At 49.8% G+C, this 15,076-nt stretch carries 14 protein-coding genes and 1 pseudogene; 2 read left to right on the plus strand and 13 right to left on the minus strand.

The window, feature by feature from the left end:
• Positions 1-39: 39 nt before the first annotated feature.
• The 7 genes from MCJ35_RS10415 to MCJ35_RS10445 all read right to left on the minus strand — a co-directional run bounded on the left by MCJ35_RS10415 (position 40) and on the right by MCJ35_RS10445 (position 5,844).
• Positions 40-1,740 (minus strand): alpha-glucosidase, encoded by a 1,701-nt coding sequence (locus MCJ35_RS10415; protein ID WP_025487207.1) that lies wholly within the window; start codon positions 1,738-1,740, stop codon positions 40-42.
• Positions 1,740-2,705, minus strand: a complete 966-nt coding sequence (locus MCJ35_RS10420; protein WP_025487206.1) for an HAD-IIB family hydrolase — start codon at positions 2,703-2,705, stop codon at positions 1,740-1,742. The genes MCJ35_RS10415 and MCJ35_RS10420 overlap by 1 nt, the downstream gene beginning before the upstream one ends.
• A 155-nt stretch (positions 2,706-2,860) precedes the next feature.
• Positions 2,861-3,616 (minus strand): MurR/RpiR family transcriptional regulator, encoded by a 756-nt coding sequence (locus tag MCJ35_RS10425; protein ID WP_025487205.1) that lies wholly within the window; start codon positions 3,614-3,616, stop codon positions 2,861-2,863.
• The gene (locus tag MCJ35_RS10430; RefSeq protein WP_025487204.1) at positions 3,594-4,376 is read right to left on the minus strand and encodes a MurR/RpiR family transcriptional regulator; all 783 of its coding nucleotides are present in this window, start codon (positions 4,374-4,376) and stop codon (positions 3,594-3,596) included. The genes MCJ35_RS10425 and MCJ35_RS10430 overlap by 23 nt, the downstream gene beginning before the upstream one ends.
• Positions 4,377-4,391: 15 nt before the next feature.
• Positions 4,392-4,880, minus strand: a complete 489-nt coding sequence (locus MCJ35_RS10435; RefSeq protein ID WP_025487203.1) for a hypothetical protein — start codon at positions 4,878-4,880, stop codon at positions 4,392-4,394.
• A gap of 2 nt (positions 4,881-4,882) precedes the next feature.
• A complete protein-coding gene (locus tag MCJ35_RS10440; RefSeq protein ID WP_008716207.1) occupies positions 4,883-5,080 on the minus strand; it encodes a helix-turn-helix transcriptional regulator in 198 nt (65 codons plus the stop codon).
• Positions 5,081-5,337: 257 nt separating this feature from the next.
• Complete coding sequence (locus MCJ35_RS10445) at positions 5,338-5,844, minus strand: cysteine hydrolase family protein (RefSeq protein WP_025487202.1); 507 nt, start codon at positions 5,842-5,844, stop codon at positions 5,338-5,340.
• Between the two features lie 105 nt (positions 5,845-5,949).
• Between MCJ35_RS10445 and MCJ35_RS10450 the strand changes: the two genes are divergently transcribed.
• Positions 5,950-6,882 carry a helix-turn-helix transcriptional regulator gene (locus MCJ35_RS10450; RefSeq protein ID WP_025487201.1) on the plus strand — a complete coding sequence of 311 codons (933 nt, stop codon included), beginning with the start codon at positions 5,950-5,952 and terminating at the stop codon, positions 6,880-6,882.
• 100 nt (positions 6,883-6,982) lie between these two features.
• Here the strand turns inward: MCJ35_RS10450 and MCJ35_RS10455 are convergent, their stop codons facing one another.
• On the minus strand, positions 6,983-8,353 hold the full coding sequence (locus MCJ35_RS10455; RefSeq protein WP_025487200.1) for a sodium-dependent transporter: 1,371 nt from the start codon (positions 8,351-8,353) through the stop codon (positions 6,983-6,985).
• On the minus strand, positions 8,343-8,648 hold the full coding sequence (locus MCJ35_RS10460; RefSeq protein WP_150825016.1) for a hypothetical protein: 306 nt from the start codon (positions 8,646-8,648) through the stop codon (positions 8,343-8,345). Before MCJ35_RS10460 ends, MCJ35_RS10455 begins: the two co-directional genes overlap by 11 nt.
• Before the next feature lie 211 nt (positions 8,649-8,859).
• Between MCJ35_RS10460 and MCJ35_RS10465 the strand changes: the two genes are divergently transcribed.
• Complete coding sequence (locus MCJ35_RS10465) at positions 8,860-9,081, plus strand: helix-turn-helix domain-containing protein (RefSeq protein WP_025487198.1); 222 nt, start codon at positions 8,860-8,862, stop codon at positions 9,079-9,081.
• 818 nt (positions 9,082-9,899) lie between these two features.
• Here MCJ35_RS10465 and MCJ35_RS10470 read toward each other — a convergent pair.
• The 4 genes and pseudogenes from MCJ35_RS10470 to MCJ35_RS10485 all read right to left on the minus strand — a co-directional run bounded on the left by MCJ35_RS10470 (position 9,900) and on the right by MCJ35_RS10485 (position 14,971).
• On the minus strand, positions 9,900-10,853 hold the full coding sequence (locus MCJ35_RS10470) for an ABC transporter permease (RefSeq protein ID WP_025487196.1): 954 nt from the start codon (positions 10,851-10,853) through the stop codon (positions 9,900-9,902).
• The gene (locus MCJ35_RS10475) at positions 10,850-11,947 is read right to left on the minus strand and encodes an ABC transporter permease (protein WP_488473318.1); all 1,098 of its coding nucleotides are present in this window, start codon (positions 11,945-11,947) and stop codon (positions 10,850-10,852) included. Before MCJ35_RS10475 ends, MCJ35_RS10470 begins: the two co-directional genes overlap by 4 nt.
• A 179-nt stretch (positions 11,948-12,126) precedes the next feature.
• Positions 12,127-13,653 (minus strand): annotated as a pseudogene (locus tag MCJ35_RS10480) (ABC transporter ATP-binding protein); the annotation flags it as partial.
• Between the two features lie 133 nt (positions 13,654-13,786).
• Positions 13,787-14,971, minus strand: coding sequence for a BMP family lipoprotein (locus MCJ35_RS10485; RefSeq protein WP_025487194.1), 1,185 nt, complete (start codon positions 14,969-14,971; stop codon positions 13,787-13,789).
• Positions 14,972-15,076: the final 105 nt, after the last annotated feature.

Consider the following 15,076-nt stretch of genomic DNA (forward strand, 5'->3'; position numbering starts at 1 on the left):
TTGAAAACTGCTTTCCGTCAGCAGTGCATCCCATTTCTATCAGCTGTGCGTCCCGCTTTGTGGAACATCCTGCTTCAGCAATATGGCCTGGAACGGTTTCAGGCATAGCATGCCGTCCCTTATCTCAGCATCCGTATCATTTCCCCAGATGCCCACCGCCCCTGCCGCGTCATCCGGCAGCCTCTCCTGTGTCCCTGTATGACTGAAATTGTAATAACACCAGATGGTCACATCATCCATCTGCCTCTCATAGGCGATTACATTCCCGCTGCTTTCGATGGGCCGTATGCTGCCGTATATGAGGCAGTCCCTGTACGGACCGTGCTGGCGGAATTGTATCATGGACTTGTAAAATTCCAGCACACTGTCCTGTACGCCTGACTGTGCCTCAGCATGGATGACAGGATATTCCATGGTCATCGGCAGCCAGGGCTGGGACTGGGAAAAACCTCCGTACCGGCTTCCATCCCATGGAAAAGGCGTCCTTGCATTGTCCCGGCTTCTCAGGTTCACGATTCTCAGCGCCTCATCCGGGTCCAGCCCTTCCTCCAGCGAACGCTGGTACTGGTCAATACTGGAAATATCGTTAAACAGCTCCGGAGACTGCCGCTCAAAGTTCACCATCCCCAGTTCCTGACCCTGATAGATAAAAGGTGTTCCCCTCAGGAAGAAATACATGGCGGCCAGCATCTTCACTGCCTGCGGATCATCCTGTGCCTCCTTAAGATACTTTGTGGCTGCACGGGGCTGGTCGTGATTTTCTATGAAATTGGCGCTCCAGCCATATTTCTGCACCGCCATCTGGCTGTCCATGATCTTCCCGCCCAGTTCCCTTACGTTCCAGCTGCGCCGTTTAAACCACTCGCTGCCTGACGCGATATCCAGGTCCGCATACCGGAAATCAAATATCATGGAAAAATAGCCGTCCGGTCCAATGAACTCATCCAAATCCTCATAAGGCACCCCCGGCGCCTCAGCCACAGTCACACAGCCGTGTTTATCAAAGGTTTCCTGTTTCAGTTCCTTGAGGAATGCCCCAATCCCGGGCTGGTTCCTGGAACCCTTGGTACATTTAGCCAGTCCGTCCACCCCGTCCGGTTCCCGGTCTGCAAAGGACAGGTCTTTTTTTATGAACGTGATGGCGTCAATCCTGAATCCCGCAATTCCTTTTTCAAGCCACCCGTTGACCATATTGTAAAGCTGTCTGCGCAGTTTTTCATTTTCCCAGTTCAGGTCCGGCTGCTTTTTGCCAAAGGCGTGGAAATAGTACTCATCCCTTCCCTCCACCTTTTCCCAGACGCTTCCGCCGAATATGGAGCGCCAGTTGCAGGGCGGTTTACTGCCTTCCCTGAAAATATAGTAATCATGGAACCCGCTGTCCGGGTGTTCGAGGGCTTCCCTGAACCACTGGTGTTCGTCAGACGTATGGTTGATGACCAGGTCCAGGATGATTTTAATCCCTTTCCTTCCTGCTTCTGCAATCAGTTCATCCAAATCCTCCATGGTTCCGAATTCCGGCGCCAGCGCACAGTAATCGGATATGTCGTAACCATTGTCATCCATGGGCGACTGATAGATGGGACAGATCCAGAGCATGGTTATCCCCAGTTCCTTCAGATAATCCAGCTTTTCCGTGATACCCCGTATATCGCCGATCCCGTCATTGTTGCTGTCCTTGAAGCTTCTGGGATAAATCTGGTATACTACTTCTTCCTTCCACCAAGTTCCTGAACCTGCCATTATTTTTCCCTCCTAAGATTTTCCTGATACTGCGTCCTACGCTGGTATTGTTTTTCCATATCTGCCCTGCGTTCCATACTGGCTCCATGCCTCATGCCGGCCCTGTTTTCCACACCGTACGGTTCCATGGAAATGATGCCTCTCCTCACCAGCTCCCGGTATATCCCATCCTCCATGGCCGTCCCGCACACAGCGTCTGCACGCTTCCTCAGTTCGGGATCCCCATCTGCCATTGCCACGCCGATGCCCGTGGACAGGATCATTTCGATATCATTCCTGCCATCCCCAAAGCTGATGGTGTCAGACGGGCTGACCGCCTTCATCCTGCACCATTCACGGATGGCCTCCCCCTTTGTGCATCCTGGGGGAAGGACCTCCAGATACCACCGCCCGTCCAGTCCTCCCTGCTGGACAATGGTTCCTGCCCGGGACGCCATACCCTCCATTTCCTCACGCTCATCCATGGGACTCCAGATACAGACCTTGTGGATGGCATCATGCCCTGGACGGTACCATGCCATGTTGTCCTCATAGCGGATTCCATTTTCCTCCCTTCGCCTCTGCCTTTCCCATGGCTCCAGCCCTTCCAGCTTCCTCTCAAAATCCTTCCTGAACCACAGGCTGGCAGCTTTGTTCATGAATATCCCCTGCTGGCTTTCCAGTGCAAAGGGTACTTCTTTCCGGACCAGGACGTGAATCATTTCCTTTATTTCCTCATATTGAAAAAACAGATTCTTCCGCACCCGGCCTTCCTCAAGTATAAGACATCCGCCCCCTGCAATGATTCCGTCCACGGTCAGCGCCTTTACATCGGGCTGGATGGAAGCCAGGTTCCGTCCGGTGCAGATGACAACCTGGATTCCCGACTCCCTGCACATCCCAATGGCCTGTACCGCACTTGCCGGAATCCCATGCCGTTCATCCCGCAGCGTCCCGTCTATGTCTAAAAAGACTGCCTTTATCATCCTTCCCTCCAATCAGTCCTGACTCCTTCCTTTGTTCTGAACCCATTCTATCACACAAAAAAAGCCCCATCAATAGGATGGGACCTCTTAAAACTTTTGTACACTTATAGTACATATTTTCCATAAATGAATATCTGTACACATCAATATGACCGTTATGGCAATTTCATGCAGAGGTAATCCTGATAGGCCAGGTACAGATACTCAATCAGGATGAAGTATGGGGTGGATATCTCATACTCAATGCCGTAACTGGCCGGGAGGGTAATGGAGTGGATATACAGGTTCTCATCACAGACAGATGCCAGTGTATTGTTCCCCATCCTTGTGATGGACAGCATGGGAACCTGTCTGAGCCTCAGCTCCTCTGCCAGGCCCACCGTTGCCCCGGATTCCCCGGACAGGGAGATGATTACCGCCATGTCCCTTGCCGTCACCACCCTGGAAAGGGCGCCCCGCATGTCGTGTCCGTTAATATGGAACATCTCCTTCACCGGAAGGAAGATGCGTTTCATTTCACTGGCAGCCCTGGTCTGCGCGGAACCGCTGCCATACAGGAATACACGTCTGGCCCTGTGCAGCTTTTCAAACAGGGAGGTCATATCCCTGCGCATCAGCTCATCCATCATCTTGTGATAACTGTCCGTCACAAGATCAAGCAGTTCCCCTTCCCGCCTGTCCCCGGTATCCTGCTCAAGCCTGAACCTGGCCTTTAATTCCCCGTATCCGGAGAGTCCGTTCTTCTTGGCAAAACGGACCAGCATGGACTCCGACACGTGGCACATTCCCGCAAACTCTGTTATGCTGAGCCTGATGCAGCTGTCCTTGTGCTCCAGCAGATACCTGCATATATATTGTTCATTTTCCGTAAACCTGTGATAATTCTCATTAAATCGTTCTTCCAGTCCCATGGCTTTCCCTCATATATTCCAGATAATTAACAGACAGGATGTCCAAGAGGATGTAAAATGCCGCCACCATCTCATATCCGGCGCCCTGCTTAACGCCCTCTCCCCCGCCTATCATCTTTGTCCCTGCATACAGGTTATACCGGCACATCCTGGCCATGGTGTTATTGGTCCAGCGGGTGATGGACAGGGTGCGTATATCCCTGCACTGGACAAACCGCAGCACATCGATGCCACTTTGTGATTCTCCTGACAGTGAAACCGCAATGAACAGGTCCTTCGCCTTAAAATTCCTGGAGGCATACTCCACCTCGCCGTAATCAAACAGGTCAATGCAGCATTTCCCGAACATCAGGAATATCCGCTTAAATTCCTCTCCAATCGCCTTCTGCTCATTGCCCGTGCCAAAGAGGTATATGGTGTCCGCCTCGTGGATTACCTGGCACACCGTATCATAATCATATGCCTTCAGGTCATCCACCATCCTGTGATAACCGGATAGGATTTCCTGCATATCCAGCCGGGATGCCGGGCCGCCGCCGGACTTCTCCTGTAAAAGCAGCCTGAACTCCGCAAACGTGGCAATTCCCAGCTTCTTAAACAGCCTTACCAGGGTGGTCCTGGATACATGGCAGTGGGCGGCCAGTTCCGGGCTGTTCATCTGTGTGGTCCTGTCCTTATCCCTCAGGATCAGGTTCAGCACTTCACGGTCATTGGCCGTCAGACGCTCATAATTCTCATTTATCCTTTTTTCCAGATCCATATCTGAGGGTTCCTCCTACATGGCCTTCTGAAGCAGCCGCCTGAACACAAACAGCACAACCGCGTAAAAGGCCGTCACTATCATAAGTGTCTTGGATACGGTCAGGCTGATGAACCCGCTGACCAGGATACCGATATAAAGGGTAAGCATCATGGTATATCCCGTATATGCCCAGCATCGCAGCCCCAGCATCCGGTTCCTCTCATCCGTCTCATAAATCTTCTGCTTCTTCCCCAGCTCCGGATTCTTCAGGTACTTCACATTCCTGATGATGGAAATGACGCCCGCCGCCACAAGCCCGGCCCCTGTCCCTCCGTAAAACCCCGGGATATAATCCGTATATCCCGGCTCCAGGTACATTACCATCACCCGGTTCCTGGCCACAAAGGACAGCACCAGGGCCGCCGCCCCCAATACCAGGAACATGACACCAATCCACACCCGGTTCCTGCATCTCTTCTCAAAATCAATAGGACTCTCAATAAATAACCGGTTCAGCCACATAATCATTCCTCCTCATATAAAAATATTTCTTCTATGCTTCGTTCAAAAAACCTGGCAATCTTAAACGCCAGCTGCAGTGATGCATTATACTTGCCGTTCTCCAGGGAAATGATGGTCTGCCGGGTCACTCCCAGCGCGGCCGCCAGTTCCTCCTGGGTTACCTTGTTCTGTTTGCGCAGTTCCTGTATTTTAGTCTTCAATCCCACCACCCTTTCATCCTTAAAACCTGGAGGCAAAAAATGTAAAGTAACTTTTACTTTTTTAGTATAGTTTACTTTACATTAAATGTCAAGCTTATTTTACATACTTGTTTAAAAAAGGAACTGCCACAGTGTAGCAGCTACTTATAACCCCCTTATCATCACATTTTGCTTTCAATATATTAAACAAACCCGATTCATTTTCCTGTTCCCGAATGTATCCAATCTTATCTATCGGCCATTCCATATCTTTTGATCTAATAATTTTCTCCTTGAATTAAAATATCATTTAAAGTAATGATTTTACTGCCCTTACTTTCATAATAGCGCAGCATTTCGTCAATTTTTCTTTTGTCATAACTGGTAATGCAATCTGATAAGACATTAACCTTATAATTGGCTTTACGTAAGTTATAACAGGTTGATTTTACACAAGCGGCGGCGTCTGCTCCCGCTATATAAAAATCACATATATCATTTTTACTAATAAAAGCTGCAAATCCTTCACTGGTTAATGCATTTCCTTTGCATTTCGTAAAAACATTTTTTGACACTATTTTCAGGTCTGAAACCAATTCAGCTCCCGGTGTGCCGGGCTTAAATGTCCTTGTTCCGGCTGATAAGTTTTCATGCCTTATATAAATAACATGAATCTTATTATCGACCGCCCAATCAACCGCCTGATTGATATTGCCAATCACATCTTTGTAATTCTTTGTTATGTCGTTTTGAATATCTATTATTACTAAAGCTTTTTTCTGCATACTGTTTCCTCCAAATGGCAGATTGATTTGTTTTCTTTTTTATTATACAATGTAATCGTTGACAACAGTATGGCAACAATTAAAAAATCAAACGGCGGTGGGCAGATGAAAATAGACAGGCTTGTTAGCATTATCATGATACTCCTTGATAAAAGGCGTATCGGCGCACAGGAGTTAGCAGATATGTTTGAAGTTTCACCCCGCACGATTTACCGCGATATAGACGCCATCAACATGGCGGGTATTCCTGTCCGCGGGGCATCAGGAGCAGGCGGCGGCTTTGAAATCATGCCGGAATACAAGATTGATAAAAAGGTATTTTCGGCCGCCGACCTTTCCGTTCTCTTGATGGGTCTTTCCAGTCTTTCTAACATGATACGGGGCGATGAACTGGTATGCGCTCTTGCCAAAGTTAAAAGTTTCATCCCCGCCGACAGGGCAAAAGACATTGAACTAAAGGTAAATCAGATATGCATAGATTTAAGTCCGTGGACAGGCAACAGAAACATACAACCATATTTGGAAATCATCAAAGCAGCTTTGCAGGAAAGCAGGCTGCTGACCTTTGAATATATAGCCCACCATGGAAATAAAACCGAGCGGACAGCCGAGCCATATCAGCTTGTATTGAAAAGCAGTCATTGGTATTTGCAAGGATATTGCCATAAAAGGAATGCTTTCCGCTTATTCAGACTATCCCGTATGTCAAACCTGCAAATACAGGAGGAAACTTTTACACCCCGGGATTATCAAAAACCAACTTTAAACTTTGCGGAAATGTGGGAAACAATGCAGACAAGAATCAAAATCCGTATCCATAAATCTGTCATGGACAGGGTGCTCGACTACTGTACTTATGATGATTTTTCACCAGATGGGAATGAGCATTATATTGTCAGCTTTCCTTTCATTGAAAACGGATACCACTACGATATCCTTTTAGGTTTTGGAAATAAATGTGAATGTTTGGAACCGTTACATATCCGTACGGAAATGAAGCGCAGAATCCATGATATAGCTGCCATGTATGAAAGTTGATACACGGAGAAACGGCATAGCCGAAGCTACGCCGTTTCCCGAAAATATTCCGATGCTGTTTTATCAGTGCCGCCTTTGTGACGGCGCCTTTTTACACATACTAGCCCACAAATTTGGAAGCATATCCCTGGATGAAGATACCCAGTACAATCAGAGGCAGGATATAACTCACATAAATCCTTGCCCAGGCAGGAAAATGGATTCCCTCCCCTTCATTGGCCTCCGCCATGAACTTCTTAAATCCCCAACCATACCGGCTGGTGCAGAATAAAAGATACAGCATGCTTCCGATGGGAAGCAGGTTATTGCTGAGGATGAAATCCTCCAGGTCCAGGACCGTGCTTCCTTCGCCCAGCGGAGCAAAACCGCTCCACAGGTTGAATCCCAGCACACACGGGATGGACAGGATGATGATTACCACGATGTTCCATACAACCGCCTTTCTGATGGAACAGCCGGTCAGGTCCGTTGCAAAGGATATGATATTCTGGAACACCGCGATGATGGTTGAAAATGCCGCAAAGGACATGAACAGGAAAAACATGGTCCCCCATATCCTCCCGCCTGCCATATGGTTGAATACATTGGGCAGGGTGATGAAAATCAAGGCAGGCCCTGATTTGGACTCAATGTTATAGGCAAAGCAGGCAGGGAAGATAATGAGTCCCGCCATAAATGCAACCATGGTGTCTAAAAGCGCAACACTGACCGCCTCCCCTGTCAGGGACCGCTCCTTGCCGATATAGCTTCCAAAGATAGCCAGGGCGCCGATTCCAATACTCAGCGTAAAAAAGGACTGTCCCAGGGCCGCGAACACGGCTTCCCCCACCCCGGCTTCCTTCATCTTGCCGAAATCAGGCTTTAGGTAGAACTCCAGCCCCGGACCTCCGCCCGGAAGGATCATGGAATGGACAGCCAGCACAATCATCAGCCCCAAAAGGCACACCATCATGACCTTGGTAATGCGCTCCACCCCCTGCTGAAGGCCCATGGCACACACGCCGAAACACAGCAATACCACGACCACCATAAAGCTTCCCATCAATGCGGGGTTTCCCAGCATGGTGTTAAATTCCCCTGCCACGGCCTCTGCCTCAAGGCCGGCAAAGTCACCCATGAGCATTTTGAAAAAATAGAGGACCATCCAACCGCCAACCGTGGTGTAAAACATCATCAGGATATAGTTGCCTGCCATGGCAGGATACTTTGTCAGATGCCATTTACTCCCTTTTGGTTCCAGCACATCAAAGGACAGGGCCGCGCTTTTCCTGCTGGCCCGTCCAACCGCAAACTCCATTACTACAATCGGCAGTCCCAATATCAGAAGGAATGCAAGGTAGACCAGCACGAATGCCGCGCCTCCGTATTCACCTACGATATATGGGAAACGCCATACATTGCCAAGGCCAATGGCACATCCTGCGGATATAAGGATGAAGCCAAGCCTGGACGAAAATTTTTCACGTTCCATGATTATATATCCCCCATCTCGTAATAAAAGCGCCTTCTACCAGAGCAGCTTCTAAACATGCTCTCAGGGCGCTTTCATATATTACCATATTATCACATAAATAGCAACCATATGAAACCACCCAAACCACTTTACTAGAGCCTGTTTGATTAGGGTTTATCAAGTAAAGTGTGTAAATTTTTAAATTTTCTGCCAGAGGTCTTATGACCTCCGATGTATAGATGTATATTATGGCTTTTGATTCCTTTGGCAGAGAATGGCTTTGTGGTGCTGCTCGGTCTGCTCCATCTGGCATTTGGTACCTTCTGGGCGATGGCTGTCTTTGCAAACTCAATGGTTAATACTCCATCGATTACCTCAACTGCCCTTTCACCCCCTGCTCTCATTCTCTGTCATTGCCGTGTCCTCCTTGATTTATTGTATCAACCTTATGTACTTATTATATACCCGATTTGAGTTGATACAATTAGTAAGAGGTGCTATAGTAGAAACAGAGTTAAAACTATATGCTAAAATACAAAATTGACATTCTTGCTGCATTAAAAGAAAATGAATATACTACTTATCACATACGACATGAGAAACTTATTGGCGAAGCACAAATGCAAAAAATCCGTAACGGTGAAATTGCAAGCAAGGAAACGCTTAATAAACCATGTGAATCGCTCAACTGTCAACCAGGAGATTTGTTGGAGTATATAGAGGAAGACCATTCAGCAAAAACATAATGAAATAAGCCCCGAGACTCAATTCGGGACAGCAGAATGACAATATAATATACTTACCAAGGGAACCGATGGGGCGATATGTCCAGCCACCTACTTATACAAAAGAAAGGGGCTGGTGCTCATGTATGTTACATATGGCGATTTATTCACCTTTGTAATTATGCTATGCGCAGTTATAACTCTTGTTTATCTGCATAAAAAATAGCGCCCCCACCTGGACAGTGTAGCGCTATTTAAGTAATTATACACCGAGGTGGCTAGGCTATATCTAGTCATCGGTTCTCTTGTTAAGTATATTATATCGGTTCGCCAAACTATTGTCAACACATTTTTGACTGGCTACCTAACCGTAACGGCTATGATACGACAGTTGGCTTTCCAGGCTCTATCTGTTATCCTAAAAGCTGCTACCCGACGCACAAAACCGCAACCTTTTGAGGGCTGCGGTTCTTGTTTTTTAGTGGGCAGGTATAAGGTAAGTATATCCATATAGAAGGATCTCGGGATTTTGTCATGACTGCCAGCATTTTCTCCAGTTCATTAATCTTTATATCCCCAAAAATCTTGGCATATAGCAATTTTTGCCTGTCCTTTCGGAGCTGACCTGACATAATCCGAAGCATGGTCTGAACCATTATCTTTTTCCAGCCCGTGCAAACATAATAGCCTGCTGACAGATATGTCTGACGTGTATCTCTAAAAGTGTCACAAAACCTCTCCCATGAAAAATATATCCAACATCAGAGCCTGTTTACAAACTGGCATTTTACAAAAAGAGAACATCCACTACGATTGATTTTAAAATCTAAATCGAACTCCTATCTCTGTCCCTTATCATACGGCACGCCGGATGCCCGCGGCGCCTGGGAATTCCTGGAGGTGAATACAAGTACAATCAGGGTGGCCAGATAGGGAATCATCTTATACACATAACTTGGTATACCCGTGGCTGCAAGGAAGGGGATACCGGAATAAGCCGCCGCCACCGCCTTCATAAGGCCGAAGAACAGGGATGCCCACATGATCCTCACCGGCTTCCATTGCCCGAATATAAGCACGGCCAATGCCAGGAAACCATATCCGGCCACGTCCGCATTAAAGTTGGTGGAGGTCGGGACCACGAACACCAGACCGCCCAGGCCGCCCAGCACACCGGATATCAGGACTCCCGCATACTGCATCCTGTACACATTGATTCCCGCCGCGTCCGCTGCCTGGGGATGTTCACCGCAGGAACGCAGGCGCAGGCCGAACCTGGTGCGGTACAGCACAAGGGTCGAAACAATCAGGATCAGGATGCCCAGATAGGTGGTGATATACGTATTCTGGAACAGCAACGGTCCTAAGAAGGGAATCCTTCCAAGCACCGGAACCGACTCAATGCGGAATGTATTATTGAACTGTATCTGCTGGACTCCCTGGATGACCCTTGCCACAAAGATGGCGAATGCAGGCGCAAACATGTTAAGCGCCGTTCCGCTGATGGTCTGGTTGGCCTTCATATTGATGGAGGCATATGCGTGGAAAAACGCAAAAGCCGCGCCTGTGGCCGTTGAAATCAGGATGGCCAGGAACAGCTGGAGCTGCCCGCCCATCTTTCCTCCGGTCATGTTCAGGAACAGGATTCCCGTAAATGCCCCCATGGTCATGATACCTTCCAGGGCAATGTTCACAACGCCGCTGCGCTCGGAAAACATGCCGCCCAGCGCCACAATCATCAGGGGAATCGTAAACAGCATGGTCTGCTGGAAAATAAAGTATACAACACTCATGACTGCCCGCCTCCTTTCTCCCTGTTCTTGTTGACACGGGTCAGGATGGTCTTCACAATCAGTGCAAATGCGCTGAAATAAATGATGACTGCAACGATGATATCAATGATTTCCGTGGAAAATTCAAAAAGCTGCAGATAGAATCCGCCCGCCGTCAGGTAGGCGATAAAAATACCCGAGAACAGTACGCCGATGGGATGGCTCAGTCCCAGAAGGGCCACGGAGATTCCCGTAAAGCCTTCGGACGCCAGCACATCCTTTATCTCAATGTGCTTCCCTGTCCCGGCCAGGTACAAAAGCCCGCCCGCCATACCGGCTATGGCGCCTGCAATCACCATGCTCATGATGATGCTTTTCTTCTCATTAATGCCCGCATACTTACTGGCATCCCGGTTAAAACCAACCGCCTTCAGTTCATATCCGAAGGTGGTCCTGTTCAGGATGACCCAGATAAGGATCACGGTTGCAATGGCAATCAGGATTCCCCCGTTCACACTGGATTCCGGGAACAGGCGGTCCATGCCCATCTTGGGAATCTGGGCCGTGGAAGCCACGTTCCTGGATTCATTCCTCAAGTTATTAAACAGGGGTTTATAGCTCTTCACAATCCAGTTAACCATATACATGCCGATGTAATTCATCATGATGGAGGCAATTACCTCATTTACATTAAAATATGCCTTCAAAAGCCCCGGAACCATACCCCACAGCGCGCCGCCAAGGACCGCCGCCAGAAGGGCCGCTGCCCAGTGGACAGGCCCCAGCCCCTTCCACATGATGCCCACATAGACCGCCGCAAATGCGCCCACAATGAACTGCCCCGGCGTACCGATATTGAACAGCCCTGTCTTAAACGCAAATCCCACGGAAAGACCGGTAAGGATAATGGGCGTTGCATAATAGAACACCTGCCCCACGCCCTTTAAGCCGTGGGTCAATGCGCCTGTAAGTATGGTAATGAATCCCGGCACTGCCTGGGAAGGATTACTGAAAAGCAGTATGGCAAATCCCACCAGCAGTCCGATGATGATTGCAAATACGGAGGATAATACCCCAACATAATCGCGCTTTTTCCGTGTCTTAGGCCTGCTCATCATGCATCACCTGCCTTTCCTGGAGTATCGCTGCCTTCTGCATCTTCTCCCTGTACATCCTGGCTCTCCGCGCCATTTCCCTGTACATCCCGGCCTTCCGCGCCATTTCCCTGTACATCCCGGCCTTCTGCGCCATTTCCCTGTACATCCTGGCCTTCTTCATCACGCCCGGCCGTCATATCCTGCCGCTTGGAACCAGCCATGTAAAGCCCCAGTTCCTGGACCGTGACCTCGCCCGGGTCAAGGTCCGCCACAATCCCGCCTTCAAACATCACAAGGATACGGTCGCTTAAGTTCATGACCTCATCCAGTTCCAGGGATATGAGAAGGATGGCAGCGCCCTCATCCCGCTGCTTCACAAGCATCTGGTGGATATATTCGATGGCGCCCACATCCAGGCCCCTGGTCGGCTGCACTGCCAGAAGGATATCGTGGTCCCTGGAAATCTCCCTTGCCACGATTGCCTTCTGCTGGTTGCCGCCGGACATGCTCCGCGTGACCGTTTCCGCGCCTTCACCGCTCCGGATATCAAAGTCGGCAATCAGCCGGTCCGCATATCTGTATATCTCATCATCCTGCAGGAAACCCGCCTTCTGGAACCCAGGTTCAAAATACTGCTGCAGGACCAGGTTATATGCCAGATTATAATCCAGCACCAGGCCGTGTTTGTGCCTGTCCTCAGGGATATGGCTCAGACCGGACGTGTTCCTGTGCCGTATGCTCTTCTTCGTCACATCCTCGCCGTTTAACAGGATCCGGCCCCGGGCAGCTTCCCCAAGCCCGGTGATGGCATGGACCAGCTCGGTCTGCCCATTGCCGTCGATTCCCGCAATACAGACAATCTCACCGCTGCGCACCTCAAAGCTTACATCGTTGACCAGGAGCTTGGTATGTCCCTCTATGTGGGACTGCACCGATACATGCTCCACTTCCAGTATAGACCTGCCGGGGGACGCCGGGGTCTTCTCAACCGTAAGGCTTACCTTGCGGCCCACCATCATCTCCGACATTTCCTCCTTGGAAATGGAGGCCACATCAACGGTACCTATGTATTTACCGCGGCGCAGCACGGAACACCGGTCTGCCACCGCCTTGATTTCATCCAGCTTATGGGTGATGAACAGGATGGACTTGCCTTCGGCCACTAAGCTTTGCATGATCTCCATGAGCTCGTCAATCTCCTGTGGCGTAAGCACGGCAGTGGGTTCGTCAAAAATCATGATTTCATTGTCCCGGTAAAGCATTTTCAGGATTTCCACCCTCTGCTGCATCCCCACCGTGATATCCTGGATCAGGGCGTCCGGGTCAATGTACAGGCCGTACCGCTCACTGAGTCCCACTACCTTTTTCCTTGCATCATCCATTTTCAAAAATCCATGCCTGACCGTCTCCATGCCCAGGACGATATTCTGCAGGACCGTAAAATTATGCACCAGCTTAAAATGCTGGTGTACCATGCCGATGCCCAGGGCATTGGCATCCAGGGGGCCTTTGATTTTCACTTCCTGTCCCCTGACCTTAATCACACCCTTTTCTGGCTGGTAAAGCCCGAACAGCACGCTCATCAGCGTGGACTTACCCGCTCCGTTCTCACCCAGCAGGGCGTGGATTTCCCCCTTCTTAAGCTGAAGGGTGATATTGTCATTCGCTATAATACCGGGAAATTCCTTTGTGATGCCCAGCATCTCAATAATATAATCGTCCATGCGGTTCCCCCTCGCAACAAACCAGCCTGTGCGGCCTTGCCTTCACCGCCCGGCGGGATGAAGGCCTGAAAATACCACAGGGCGCCGTTGTTATCCGGCACCCTGTGTGTCAATGAAGCTTCAGCCGCCTCTCCTACTCTACATATGTGACTTTGGTGTTGGTCAATCCCGTCAGATCCTTTGTCGGGTCATTGTTGTCCTCTGAGAACTGTACCAGCGTTATATCGCCGTCAGCCAGCTTCTTATATATGGCATCATACTGCTCCTGTGAGAACTTCTCAAACTTGGAGGTCTCCATGGGAAGTCCGACGCCGTTATTCCCAACCGTGAACACGGAGGTCTTGCCGCCCGGGAACCTGCCATCGTAGAAATCCTTTACCCCGTCATATACGGAGTTGGAAAGCAGCTTCATGGCAGAGGTGATGACCGTGTCGGATTCACTGCTCTGGTCAACGTCCACGCCAATGGTTTTGGCATTCTTCTCCTGGGCCGCCGCCATCACGGAATTGCCCACGGCGCCTCCGCAGCCGAATATGACCTCGGTGCCGTTCTGATACCAGGAAGCAGCCATGGACTGAGCCTCCGGGGTAGCTGCAAATCCGCCGGTATAATTGTACATGACCTCAACGCCTGTGATGCCGTCTTCCTCGGCAGCAAACTCAGCGCCCTGGACAAATCCGTAGCCGAAACGGATGACGGCCGGAACCGCCATGCCGCCCATGAAGCCCAGCTTTGTATAGCCGTCCTTCACAGCCGCATATCCGGCCAGGAAGCCTGCCTGGTCCTCCTGGAACAGGATGGGCATGACATTATCGCCTGTCTTGTAATTATATTCCGCATCATGAGGCTCCCCGTCCAGCAGGATGAAGTGGACGTCCGGATACTTATCCTGGGCAATGTAAATCGGCTCCTCAAACAGGAAACCGGGGCATACCACCAGCTTCGCGCCGCCCTCTATGGCCAGTCCGATGGTTTCCAGGTAGGCGTCCGTGGTGCCTTCCTGGGGCTGGTAATACTTATATGTGATACTGTTCTCTTCCGCATACTTCTTAAGGCCTTCCCAGGCTCCCTGGTTAAAGGACTTATCGTCAATGGTGCCAAGGTCGGTGACCAGGGCCAGCTCATAGCCGCCTGACTGGGATGCAGCTGCCTCCGTGGCCGCCTCACCCTCCGTCTTGCCCTCGTCCTTGCTCTCAGCAGCCGGTGCTTCTGTCCCGGCAGGCGCCTGTGTCGGCTCTGTCTTCGGTGAACCGCCGCATGCTGCCAGGGAACCGGCCATCACTGCCGCCAGCGCCATTGCCAATATTCTTTTTTTCATAAGCTTGATTCCTCCTCTTCGATTCCAGATGAATAGTGTCCAAGTACATTTCTAATTTACCATAAATTACAAATTATTGCAATATTTTAAGGAATTATTTGTAAA

It is taken from the genome of Enterocloster sp. OA13 (assembly GCF_022440595.1).
In the GTDB taxonomy this organism is placed as follows: Bacteria; Bacillota; Clostridia; order Lachnospirales; family Lachnospiraceae; genus Enterocloster; species Enterocloster hominis.

Bases quoted from the DNA above. Each gene is read 5' to 3' on its own strand.
- MCJ35_RS10415 (WP_025487207.1), bottom strand. From the start codon at position 1,740: ATGGCAGGTTCAGGAACTTGGTGGAAGGAAGAAGTAGTATACCAGATT.
- MCJ35_RS10420 (WP_025487206.1), bottom strand. From the start codon at position 2,705: ATGATAAAGGCAGTCTTTTTAGACATAGACGGGACGCTGCGGGATGAA.
- MCJ35_RS10425 (WP_025487205.1), bottom strand. From the start codon at position 3,616: ATGGGACTGGAAGAACGATTTAATGAGAATTATCACAGGTTTACGGAA.
- MCJ35_RS10430 (WP_025487204.1), bottom strand. From the start codon at position 4,376: ATGGATCTGGAAAAAAGGATAAATGAGAATTATGAGCGTCTGACGGCC.
- MCJ35_RS10435 (WP_025487203.1), bottom strand. From the start codon at position 4,880: ATGTGGCTGAACCGGTTATTTATTGAGAGTCCTATTGATTTTGAGAAG.
- MCJ35_RS10445 (WP_025487202.1), bottom strand. From the start codon at position 5,844: ATGCAGAAAAAAGCTTTAGTAATAATAGATATTCAAAACGACATAACA.
- MCJ35_RS10450 (WP_025487201.1), top strand. From the start codon at position 5,950: ATGAAAATAGACAGGCTTGTTAGCATTATCATGATACTCCTTGATAAA.
- MCJ35_RS10455 (WP_025487200.1), bottom strand. From the start codon at position 8,353: ATGGAACGTGAAAAATTTTCGTCCAGGCTTGGCTTCATCCTTATATCC.
- MCJ35_RS10460 (WP_150825016.1), bottom strand. From the start codon at position 8,648: ATGCCAGATGGAGCAGACCGAGCAGCACCACAAAGCCATTCTCTGCCA.
- MCJ35_RS10465 (WP_025487198.1), top strand. From the start codon at position 8,860: ATGCTAAAATACAAAATTGACATTCTTGCTGCATTAAAAGAAAATGAA.
- MCJ35_RS10470 (WP_025487196.1), bottom strand. From the start codon at position 10,853: ATGAGTGTTGTATACTTTATTTTCCAGCAGACCATGCTGTTTACGATT.
- MCJ35_RS10475 (WP_488473318.1), bottom strand. From the start codon at position 11,947: ATGAGCAGGCCTAAGACACGGAAAAAGCGCGATTATGTTGGGGTATTA.
- MCJ35_RS10485 (WP_025487194.1), bottom strand. From the start codon at position 14,971: ATGAAAAAAAGAATATTGGCAATGGCGCTGGCGGCAGTGATGGCCGGT.